At 71.6% G+C, this 9,829-nt stretch carries 10 protein-coding genes; 2 read left to right on the top strand and 8 right to left on the bottom strand.

Annotation, left to right across the window (positions count from 1 at the left end):
* Positions 1 to 39: 39 nt before the first annotated feature.
* A complete protein-coding gene (locus FFS51_RS01110) occupies positions 40 to 858 on the bottom strand; it encodes an aggregation-promoting factor C-terminal-like domain-containing protein (RefSeq protein WP_045247944.1) in 819 nt (272 codons plus the stop codon).
* A gap of 300 nt (positions 859 to 1,158) precedes the next feature.
* The gene (locus tag FFS51_RS01105) at positions 1,159 to 1,539 is read right to left on the bottom strand and encodes a winged helix-turn-helix transcriptional regulator (RefSeq protein ID WP_045247945.1); all 381 of its coding nucleotides are present in this window, start codon (positions 1,537 to 1,539) and stop codon (positions 1,159 to 1,161) included.
* Between the two features lie 94 nt (positions 1,540 to 1,633).
* On the opposite strand from FFS51_RS01105, the gene FFS51_RS01100 reads away from it, so the two are divergent.
* Entirely contained in the window at positions 1,634 to 2,479 is an 846-nt protein-coding gene (locus FFS51_RS01100) for an NAD(P)H-binding protein (RefSeq protein ID WP_137877239.1), read from the top strand.
* A gap of 69 nt (positions 2,480 to 2,548) precedes the next feature.
* Here the strand turns inward: FFS51_RS01100 and FFS51_RS01095 are convergent, their stop codons facing one another.
* Positions 2,549 to 3,103: a TetR/AcrR family transcriptional regulator gene (locus FFS51_RS01095; RefSeq protein ID WP_137877238.1), complete on the bottom strand. Its 555-nt coding sequence runs from the start codon at positions 3,101 to 3,103 to the stop codon at positions 2,549 to 2,551.
* Between the two features lie 80 nt (positions 3,104 to 3,183).
* Here FFS51_RS01095 and FFS51_RS01090 point away from each other — a divergent pair, with 80 nt between their 5' ends.
* Entirely contained in the window at positions 3,184 to 4,074 is an 891-nt protein-coding gene (locus FFS51_RS01090) for an NAD-dependent epimerase/dehydratase family protein (RefSeq protein ID WP_137877237.1), read from the top strand.
* A 151-nt stretch (positions 4,075 to 4,225) separates the two neighbouring features.
* Here the strand turns inward: FFS51_RS01090 and FFS51_RS01085 are convergent, their stop codons facing one another.
* From FFS51_RS01085 to FFS51_RS01065, 5 genes are read right to left on the bottom strand one after another with little or no spacing between them, the layout of a single operon-like run.
* Positions 4,226 to 6,085, bottom strand: coding sequence for a YhgE/Pip family protein (locus tag FFS51_RS01085; protein ID WP_137877236.1), 1,860 nt, complete (start codon positions 6,083 to 6,085; stop codon positions 4,226 to 4,228).
* On the bottom strand, positions 6,082 to 6,849 hold the full coding sequence (locus FFS51_RS01080; RefSeq protein ID WP_212742761.1) for a hypothetical protein: 768 nt from the start codon (positions 6,847 to 6,849) through the stop codon (positions 6,082 to 6,084). The genes FFS51_RS01085 and FFS51_RS01080 overlap by 4 nt, the downstream gene beginning before the upstream one ends.
* Positions 6,849 to 7,487, bottom strand: coding sequence for a TetR/AcrR family transcriptional regulator (locus FFS51_RS01075; RefSeq protein WP_137877235.1), 639 nt, complete (start codon positions 7,485 to 7,487; stop codon positions 6,849 to 6,851). Before FFS51_RS01075 ends, FFS51_RS01080 begins: the two co-directional genes overlap by 1 nt.
* A gap of 59 nt (positions 7,488 to 7,546) precedes the next feature.
* On the bottom strand, positions 7,547 to 8,989 hold the full coding sequence (gene argG / locus FFS51_RS01070) for an argininosuccinate synthase (RefSeq protein ID WP_137877234.1): 1,443 nt from the start codon (positions 8,987 to 8,989) through the stop codon (positions 7,547 to 7,549).
* A 50-nt stretch (positions 8,990 to 9,039) separates the two neighbouring features.
* On the bottom strand, positions 9,040 to 9,744 hold the full coding sequence (locus FFS51_RS01065) for a Pr6Pr family membrane protein (protein WP_137877233.1): 705 nt from the start codon (positions 9,742 to 9,744) through the stop codon (positions 9,040 to 9,042).
* Between the last annotated feature and the right edge of the window lie 85 nt (positions 9,745 to 9,829).

Genomic DNA, 9,829 nt, shown 5'->3' with positions numbered 1-9,829 from the left:
AGCCTAGGGGCCGCACCACCAGCGCGTCAGCGTGGCGGATCAGTACCAGCCGGTCGACTGGGAGTGACCCCAGGCGCCGCACGGCGTGCCGTAGGCGCGGCTGATGTAGCCGAGACCCCACGCGATCTGCGTCGCGGGGTTCGTCTGCCAGTCGGCGCCGTTCGCGCCCATCTTCGAGCCCGGCAGGGCCTGGGGGATGCCGTAGGCACCGCTCGAGGCGTTGTAGGCGCGGTAGTTCCAGCCCGACTCCTTCTTCCAGAGGGAGTACAGGCAGGCGAACTGGTCGTCACCCCAGCCGTAGTTGGCGGCCGCCATCTGCTTGGCGATGGCCTGCGCACTGGCGGGGTCCGCGGCTGCCGCGTTCGCGGCGGCCGCCGACGCCTGCGAGGCGGCGGCGCGCTTGGCTGCCGCGGCCTTCTCGGCGGCGGCCTTCGCGGCAGCCTCCTGCGCGGCGGCCTGCGCGGCCTGCTCGGCGGCGATGCGCGCCTGCTCGGCGTCGTGGGCGGCGATCTGATCGGCGACGGTGGACGTCGTGCCGCGCAGATTCGCGGTGAGGGCGGCCACCGTCTCGGCGGGAAGCTCCTCCGAGTTGGTGAGCTGGTCGATCTGCGCACCGAGGGCGGAGGCGTCGACCTTGCCGGAGGCTCCCGTCACCGTGACTCGGGCGACGGCCGCGTACAGGCTGGCGTCTCGATCGACGTCGCGCGCGGCGGGGCCTGCGAGAGAGGGGGGAGCGGGGGTCTGGGCCGCGGCCGTGGAGACCAGGCCGACGGGGATGCCGACCGCGAGAGTGGTCGCGAGTGCGGCGAGGGGGATGAGGGTTCTCTTACGACGGGGGAGAGTGACGCGAAGGCGCACGGAACTCCAATTCTCGAGCTTCCCTGCGGCTCCTCGCGTGCCCGCCAGGCGGACGACGTCGGGCGGCCGCGCGCGTGTCAGCGGGCGGCGGCCGAGCAGGCTGGCCGCCTCGGACGATGCGGCGGGCGACGGTCGCACGAGGCGGTTCCGGTGCCCTGACGCTGACGCATTACACCCGTCTGGACGGGTGAGTCCGAGGCATCCGCCCCGCTCCCTCGGGTGGGACCGCGGCGGACCCGGCCACGTTAGGGGGCATTTCTGGACGAGTCCTGTATGGATGCCGCGGCTCTCCCGGGGGCGTCAGGTGCGGGCGATCGCCTTCTGACCCACGATCTCGTCGGCGTTGTCGGCCACCCAGGAGAGCAACGGGAGCATGCGCTCGACCAGTTCGAGCCCGAGCGGAGTGAGGCTGTACTCGACGTGCGGGGGCACCGCGGGAAGCGATCGCCGGGCCACGAGACCGTCGGCGACGAGGGTGCGCAGCGTCGAGCCGAGCATCTTCTCGCTGATGCCGTCGACGCCCCGGCGCAGCTCGCCCCAGCGCTGCGTGCCGTCGCTGAGAGCGGCGATCACGAGCACTCCCCACCGGCTCATCACGTGGTCGAGCACGACCCGGGTCGGGCATGAATGGGTGAAAGTTCCGGGGCGGTCCTCCCGGATTTCCGCAAAACTCACCGCCATGCCAGTACCGTACCCGAAAGTGGGTACCCATCGGTGGGAATGTGCCGATGCCCGATGCCGCTGCATCCTCCGTTCACACGTCGAAGGGAACCCCATGACCATCCTCGTCACCGGTGCCTCCGGGCACCTCGGCCGTCTCGTCGTCGAGCGTCTGCTCGCTCGTGGTGCCGCTGCATCCGATATCGTCGCCGGCGCTCGCACTCCCGCGAAGGCCGCCGACCTCGGCGTGCGCGTCGTCGAGCTCGACTACACGAAGCCCGAGACCGTCGCGGCAGCCCTCGAGGGCGTCGACCGCGTGCTGCTGATCTCGAGCTCCGAGGTCGGACAGCGTGCCGCCCAGCATCAGGTCGTCATCGACGCCGCCGTCGCAGCGGGCGTCGAGCTGCTGGCCTACACGAGCATCTACCGTGCGGGCGAGAGCACCCACATCCTCGCTCCCGAGCATGTCGAGACCGAAGCCGCGATCGCCGCGTCGGGCGTTCCGGCCGTGCTGCTGCGCAACAACTGGTACACCGAGAACCAGCTCGCCGACGTGCAGTACGCGGGCACGTCGGGTGTGCTCGCGGCCGCCGCGGGCGACGGTCGCATCGCGAGCGCCAGCCGCGTGGACTACGCGGACGCTGCCGCCGCGGTGCTGCTGGCCGACGACCAGGCCGGTCGGGTCTATGAGCTCGCCGGTGACGTCGCCTGGAGCTACGACGACCTCGCCGCGGCCGCGGCCGCGATCTTCGACCGTGAGGTGGCCTACGTGCGCCAAACGGTCGCCGAGCGCGCCGCCGCGCTCGAGGCCGCCGGGCTCGACGCCGGCACGGCCGGATTCGTCGCCGCGATGGACGCGAGCACGGCCGAGGGCCAGCTCGACGGCGGAGACGGCTCTCTCGCCGCGCTCATCGGACGCCCCACGACGCCTCTCGTCGAGGGACTGCGCGCCGCTCTCTGAGCGCCGCCCCACGGAACGCCGCACCCCTCGGGGTGCGGCGTTCCGTCATGTCGAGCGCGGAGCGTCGCGTCAGGCGGTGAGGCCGCGGAGAGCGGATGCCGCGTCGTCGATGCCCGAGACGAGGTCGGGGGCGGCGCCGGCCACCCAGCGCTGGAACCCCTGGTGGAACAGCGAGACGCCGGCGTCGGCGGCGAGGTCGGCCGACAGGTCGTCGACGCCTCGCGCGCGCAGCGCGTCGGCGGCGGCGGCGCGCATGGTGGCGAGCTTGAGCAGCTCGCGCTCCCGCAGGCTCGTGTTGCGGTCGATCGCGGCCTGACGGGTGGCCACGAAATCGTGGTCGGGGAAGTAGTCCTGCGTCTCCCGCATCACCGTGATCATGATCTGCAACGGCGTGAGTCGGTGGTCCGCGGCGGCGATCGCGTCGACGACCCGCTGCTGGAGCACGGCCGATCCCTGGAAGAGCACCTCGCGCTTGTCGGCGAAGTGTCGGAAGAAGGTGCGCTCAGTGACTCCTGCGCGCGCGGCGATGTCGCCGACGGATGTCTCGTCGAACCCGCGCTCGACATAGAGGTCGAGCGCGGCGCGCGCGAGTCGCTCGCGTGCTCCCGGTTCCCATCGACCCATACGTCGATCATAGTGATGACAGTGACTGACGTTGGGTGCTAGCCTGATGTCACACACTGACATCAGGAAGGGAGCGCATCATGCGCATCTTCGTCACCGGAGCCACCGGCTGGATCGGAACCGCCGTGTCGGCCGAACTGCTCTCGGCAGGACATGAGGTCGTCGGCCTCGCTCGCACCGCGGCCGCCGCCGACACCCTCGCCGCCCGCGGCATCGAGGTGCTGCGCGGCGAGCTGACCGACCTCGACTCGCTGCGCGCCGGCGCCGCCGGCGCCGACGCCGTGGCCCACCTCGCCTTCGTGCACGACTTCGCACGGTTCGCCGAGTCAGGGGTGATCGAGCACTATGCCGTCGCCGCGCTCGCCGAGACGCTCGCGCCTCGTGGCGGTGCGCTCATCGTCGCCTCCGGCATGGCGGGCTACCCCGGGCAGACCCTCACCGAGGCGACGCCGTCCACGCAGCACGGCATCGAATCGATGCGCGGCGGCAGCGAGAACCTCGCGCTCGGCTGGGCGGCGCAGGGTGTGCGCGCCATGGCGGCCCGCTTCGCCCCGACGGTGCACGGCATGGGCGACCACGGCTTCACCGCGGAGCTCGCCCGCATCGCCCGCACGCAGGGGTTCGCCGGATATGTCGGCGACGGCATGAACCGTTGGCCCGCGGTACACCGCACCGACGCTGCCCGTCTCGTGCGCCTCGCGATCGAGGGCGGCGAGCCCGGGACGATCGTGCACGCTGTCGCTGAGGACGGAATTCCGGCTCGCGACATCGCGGCGTGGCTCGGCGCCGCACTCGGCGTGCCGGTGCGTTCTGTCGCCCCCGCCGACGCCGATGCGCACTTCGGGTGGATCGGGCGGTTCTTCGCCGCCGACATCGCCGCTTCCGCCACGCTCACCCGTGAGCGCTTCGCCTGGGAGCCGACCGGGCCGACCCTCGCCGAGGACATCGCCGCGGGCGCCTACAGCGGCTGAGTGCAGGAGAATGCGCGAGAACAGGACGATTCGGGCGTGATCGCCCTGTTCCCGCGGGAGTTCCTGTGCGGGCGGGGCCCCGCCTGTGGTGCGACGCTCGCGGCCACGTGAGGTGAGGGGGGCGGATGCCGCGGCATCCGCCCCCCTCACCTCACCCGATGAGGCTCGGCTGCAGATCGCGCAGGGTGCGGCGGTGGGTCATCCGCGTCACGCCGATCGCGGCGAGGAGCAGCGCGCCGATCATCCAGGTGAACAGCACCGCGAGATCGCCGGGAACGCGCGACAGGTCGCCGCCGTACATGAGCTGGCGCATGGCGTCGACGACATATCCCATCGGCAGTACATGATGCAGTGCGGCGAGCGGCCCGGGGAGCGTCTGCCACGGGAAGGTGCCGCCCGCGGTGACCAGCTGCAGCACCATGAGCACCAACCCGAGAAACTGCCCGACCGACCCGAGCCACACGTTCAGCGCCAGCACGATCGCGGCGTAGGTCAGCGAGGCGACCAGCATGATGCCGAGTGTGGCGACGGGGTTCGCGAAGGTGAACCCGAGCGCGACCGCCAGCACGCCGAACAGTCCCAGCATCTGCACGCCGCCGAGCAGCCCCGGGGTCAGCCAACCGGCGACCGTCACCCGCAGGGGCGAGTGCAGCGCGGTCACGGCTCGCCGGGAGATCGGCTTCACGATCAGGAACAGGGCGTAGATGCCGATCCAGCCGGCGAGGGCCACGAAGAAGGGGGCGAGGCCCGCGCCGTAGTCCTCGGCGGAGGCGAGCTTGCCCGAGGTGACCGTCACCGGGTCCGAGATCGTCTCCGCCTGCTTCTCGCGAAGCTCGGCCGACGAGTCCGGGATCTGCGACAGCCCGCTCTCGAGTCCGTCGCGCAGCTTCGCGGCGCCCTGATCGAGCGTCGTTAGCCCGCTCGCCAGCTCGGCCGTGCCGTCCTTCAGCTGAGAGGCACCGGATGCCGCGGCATCCGCCCCGCTTGCCAGGTTCGACGCGCCATCGGCGACCTGGCTCGCCCCGCTCGAGACCTGCTGCGCGCCCGCGTTGAGCTGGTCGATCTTGCCGACAGCGGCCTGCAGCTGCGTGTTCGCCGCCGTCAGCTGGGTGCCGAGCGGATCGAGCTGCGCGAGCACCTGGTCGATCTGGGCCTGGGTGAGCCCCTGGTCTGCGAGCTGCTGCGCAATGGCCGACCGCACCTGCGGCAGCGCACCTGCGGCCTGGTTCGCGACCGCACCCACCTGATCGGCCGTCTGCGCGAGTTGCGCCGTGCCCGAGGCGACCTGGGCGGCGCCGCTCGCCACCCGGTCGGCGCCCGCGCTGAGCGTGCCCGCCCCGGCGGCGAGCTGGGACGTGCCGTCGGAGAGTTGCGCCGCTCCTGCGGCGGCCGTGTTCGCACCGGATGCCGCGGCATCCGCCCCGCTCGCGAGGCTCGTCGCGCCGTCCGCCGCCGTCACCAGGTTCGAGCGGATGTCGCTGATGCCGGTGAGCAGCCGCAGGGCCGCCTGTTTGCCGACGAGCTGCGTGACCGAGGCCTGGATCTTCGCGACCGCCTGCGAGCCGATCGTGGACGCCAGGTAGTTGTTCGCGTCGTTGGTCTGCAGCGAGATCGTCGCCGCGTGCGGATCGGTGCCGGCAGCGGAGGTGAGAGCGGCCGAGAAGTCGGCCGGGATCGTCACCGTGAAGTCGACGCCGCCCTGCGCGAGCGAGGCCTGCGCCTCGGCAGGAGTCAGGCGTTGCCATGCGAACGTTCCGCTCGACATCAGCTGGTCGGCGACCTGCTCGCCGTAGTTCGACGCGGGCTGGTCGCCGGATGCCGCGACGCCGGTGTCCTCGACGACGAGGCCGACGGGAACGTCGGCCAGCTTGCCGTACGGGTCCTGGTTGGCCCACAGGTACAGGCCGCCGTAGAGGATCGGCACGCACATGAGCGCGATGAGCGCGATGACGGCCATGCGGGTGGCGGTGAGGCGGCGCAGTTCCGCCGCGATCATGGCGGGGATCTTCATCGGGGGTCCTCGGTGGGGTCGGGAGTGTGGGGGGAGTCGAGGGGCTCGCTCGTCGGGTCGCCCACGGGCGCGTACACCGAGGCGCCGTCGGCGCCCGGCTCGGGCTCGCTCGTCTGGTCGCCCGTCCCCTCGGGCTCGACGGGCAGGAGTGCCAGCGGCTCGGTCGCCCGCACGGCGGTGCCCTCGAGCACCATCGCCGACGCCTCACCGGCGATCACCAGCACGGCCACGTCGCGGGCGGCGATCTCCTCGGCGATCGACCACCACGCGACCGGGTCGCCGCCGTGGCGGTCGGGGGAGACCAGCACGACGCCGTCGACGCCGCGCCGAAGCAGGGCGAGCTCGAGCAGCATCCTCACCCGCGCGGCCGGCTCGAGGTCGGCGATCGGCGTGCGGGAATGGGCGTCGAGGTCGTGCGAACGCAGCCACGCGCGCACCGCGCGGGGGTGGGACGGAGCGCCGGCGAACATCAGCTCCTCGGCGGCGACGCCGGCGACCGTGACATCGGGGGCCGGAGCGCACACGTCGGGCGCGTCGACCAGGGCGATGCGTCGACGCAGGGCCGCGGCATCCGCTCGTCCGTCGATGCGCACCTCGCCGGTGCCGCTGCTCATGCGTCCGGCGGCCAGCAGGCCCAGCACTGTCGGCCGCTGCTCGGTCTCGGCGGTCGCGAGACGGGCGACCCCCGACTCGTAGGCGATCGTGGTCGACGGCAGCGCCTCGCCGCCGCGACCCTTCGACACGTCGGTCAGCTCGATGCGCATCAGTCCTCCTCGAGAACGGCGGGGTGGGTGCTCAGCAGGTCGGATGCCTCGTGCCATGACAGTCCCGCGACGCTCAGCACGAGGCGCACGGCGACATCGCGGGCGTCGACGTCGTCGATGTCTGTCAGCTCGCGGAGCGCTGTGCGCGCGGCCTCCTCGATGACGCGGGCGAGGAGGGCGGGCGGGAGGTCGCGGCGGAATGCGCCGTCGGCGACGCCGCGGTCGACGATCCCGCGCAGCCGCTCACGCAACGGCGCGAGGGAGCGGGCGGTCTCGTCGACGTGGTCGTCGTCGACAGCAAGGCTCGCGGAGGCCTGCACCTGTGCGGCCTCCGCCCACAGCCGTGCGGCGAGCGTCGCGAGGGCGATCGCGGGGTCGATGTCGAGCGTGCTCGTCGCGATCGCGTTGAACCGCTCGGCGGCGACCGCGATGACCGCGCGCACCAGGCTGTCGCGGTCGGGGAAGTGACCGTAGACGGCGCGACGACTGAGGCCGGCCTCACGGGCGATCGTGTCGATCGAGGCGTGGGGGTCGCGGGCGAGCACGGTCTGCGCGGCCCGCACGAGCGCGACCCGATTGGTCGCGGCATCCGCTCGTCGCGCGCGTGCGGGCGCGGCAGGGGGCACACCGGGGGGCATGCCCGTCAGTCTACGCTAACTTGCACAGAGGTGTGCAAGTTAATTCGGGGTGATGACTTTCAGTCGGTTCCGGCGTCGAAGGCCGACGACTCGTTCGCCGCGTCTGTCGCGTCGGCGAGGGCCTCGCGCGCGTCGGAGAACGGCTCGGCGTGCTCGACGATCTCGTCCGCGGCGCCCGACTCGAGACGTCCGACGAGAGCGCCCGTCGGACCGCCGATGAGACCCTGCGCCGCGTACTGCTCGAGGCGCGCGCGGGAGTCGGCGATGTCGAGGTTGCGCATCGTGAGCTGGCCGATGCGGTCGACCGGGCCGAATGCGGCGTCGCCGACACGCTCCATCGAGAGCTTCTCGGGTGCGTACGACATGCCGACGGCCGTCGTGTCGAGGATCGTGTAGTCCTCGCCGCGACGCAGGCGCAGCGTCACCGAGCCGGTGATCGTCGACCCGACCCACTTCTGGATCGACTCGCGCAGCATGAGCGACTGGGGCTCGAGCCAGCGACCCTCGTACATGAGGCGGCCGAGACGGCGACCCTGTTCGTGGTAGGTCGCGAGGGTGTCCTCGTTGAGGATGCTGTTCACGAGTCGCTCGTACGCGATGAACAGCAGCGCCATACCCGGCGCCTCGTAGATGCCGCGGGACTTCGCCTCGATGATGCGGTTCTCGATCTGGTCGCTCATGCCCAGGCCGTGGCGGCCGCCGATGCGGTTCGCCTCGAACACGAGCGCCACCGGGTCGCGGAACTCGACGCCGTTCAGCGCCACCGGGCGCCCGGCCTCGAACGTCACGGTGACGTCCTCTGCGGCGATCTCGACGGACGGGTCCCAGAAGCGAACGCCCATGATGGGCTCGACGGTCTCGAGTGAGACATCCAGGTGCTCGAGGGTCTTCGCCTCGTGCGTCGCCCCCCAGATGTTGGCGTCGGTCGAATAGGCCTTCTCGGCGCTGTCGCGATAGGGGAAGCCGTGGGCGACGAGCCACTCGCTCATCTCCTGCCGGCCGCCGAGCTCGGTCACGAAGTCGGCGTCGAGCCACGGCTTGTAGATGCGCAGCGCGGGGTTCGCGAGCAGGCCGTAGCGGTAGAACCGCTCGATGTCGTTGCCCTTGTAGGTCGAACCGTCACCCCAGATGTCGACGCCGTCCTCCTTCATCGCGCGTACGAGCAGCGTGCCGGTGACGGCGCGGCCGATGGGGGTGGTGTTGAAGTAGGTGCGTCCGCCCGAGCGGATGTGGAACGCGCCGCAGGTCAGCGCGACGAAGCCCTCCTCGACGAGGGCCGTCTTGCAGTCGATCAGGCGCGAGACCTCGGCACCGTACTCGAGCGCGCGCCCCGGGATCGCATCGATGTCGGTCTCATCGGGCTGGCCGAGGTCACCGGTGTAGGTGCAGGGGATGGCGCCCTTGTCGCGCATCCAGGCCACCGCGACCGAGGTGTCAAGGCCCCCCGAGAACGCGATGCCGACGCGCTCGCCGACGGGGAGGGACTGCAGCACTTTCGACATGGGCACCAGCCTACCGAGCCGGATGCCGCGTGCCCCGCGCTCGGGCGCGGTCAGGAGCGGGTGCGCAGACGCCCCACCCAGACCACGAGGACGCCGACCACGATGAACGCCGCGGAGATGATCGCGACCCAGAGCGCCACCCCGGCGTAGCCCGACGCCTGCGCGTTCGGGTCGAGGAACGGGTAGGGGTACCAGTACGGCGCCCCCGTGTTGGGGTTGGTCACGAGCGGCCCGCGCACGAGGGTGTAGACGACCCACACGATCGGGAACGCGAGCACGATCGGCACCACGCGCCATCCCAACGACCGCACCCGCGCGCCCACCAGCACATCGGCCAGCAGGATGATCGGACCGACCACGTGCAGGATCTCGTTCGCCCATTCGACGGTCGTGCCCTGAGGCAGCGGGATGCCGCGCAGCAGGGTGTTGTAGACGATGCCGGTGATGATCATGTAGGTGCTCACACAGGCGAGCACGACCGCGAGACCCCGGGGGAGAGGCGAGACGCCACCCCGCCCGCCGGTGACCGACCACACCGCCACCGCGGCGAGGATCACGACCGACCCGACATTGGAGAGGATCGTGAAGAAGCTGAAGAAGTTCACGAGCACGACGCCCACGTCGAGCCCGTTCGCGATCGCGCCGCCGAAGGTGACCTCGGCCTGACCGACGATCGCCGTGAGGATGATGAGCGCTCCCGCGGCGCGCACGAGCGTCCAGGTGCGTGCCCAGCCGGGGGTCTGCAGCGTCGTCATCTGCTCACTGTAGGGCGATGCCGTACACCGGCGTCCGCGCCATCCCGCTCCCGAGCGGGCCTCTCGATAGGATGGGGTGTAACCC

The organism is Microbacterium sp. 4NA327F11 (assembly GCF_005503465.1).
Taxonomy (GTDB): Bacteria; Actinomycetota; Actinomycetes; order Actinomycetales; family Microbacteriaceae; genus Microbacterium; species Microbacterium ginsengisoli.
Note: the sequence above shows the minus strand (reverse complement) of the source record. Positions and strands in the feature narration are given on the sequence as shown.

What these genes read in the sequence shown, in the direction of transcription:
- FFS51_RS01095 (WP_137877238.1), bottom strand. Translation starts at nt 3,103, where the DNA reads ATGGGTCGATGGGAACCGGGAGCACGCGAGCGACTCGCGCGCGCCGCG.
- FFS51_RS01090 (WP_137877237.1), top strand. Translation starts at nt 3,184, where the DNA reads ATGCGCATCTTCGTCACCGGAGCCACCGGCTGGATCGGAACCGCCGTG.
- FFS51_RS01100 (WP_137877239.1), top strand. Translation starts at nt 1,634, where the DNA reads ATGACCATCCTCGTCACCGGTGCCTCCGGGCACCTCGGCCGTCTCGTC.
- FFS51_RS01065 (WP_137877233.1), bottom strand. Translation starts at nt 9,744, where the DNA reads ATGACGACGCTGCAGACCCCCGGCTGGGCACGCACCTGGACGCTCGTG.
- FFS51_RS01085 (WP_137877236.1), bottom strand. Translation starts at nt 6,085, where the DNA reads ATGAAGATCCCCGCCATGATCGCGGCGGAACTGCGCCGCCTCACCGCC.
- FFS51_RS01080 (WP_212742761.1), bottom strand. Translation starts at nt 6,849, where the DNA reads ATGCGCATCGAGCTGACCGACGTGTCGAAGGGTCGCGGCGGCGAGGCG.
- FFS51_RS01105 (WP_045247945.1), bottom strand. Translation starts at nt 1,539, where the DNA reads ATGGCGGTGAGTTTTGCGGAAATCCGGGAGGACCGCCCCGGAACTTTC.
- argG (WP_137877234.1), bottom strand. Translation starts at nt 8,989, where the DNA reads ATGTCGAAAGTGCTGCAGTCCCTCCCCGTCGGCGAGCGCGTCGGCATC.
- FFS51_RS01075 (WP_137877235.1), bottom strand. Translation starts at nt 7,487, where the DNA reads ATGCCCCCCGGTGTGCCCCCTGCCGCGCCCGCACGCGCGCGACGAGCG.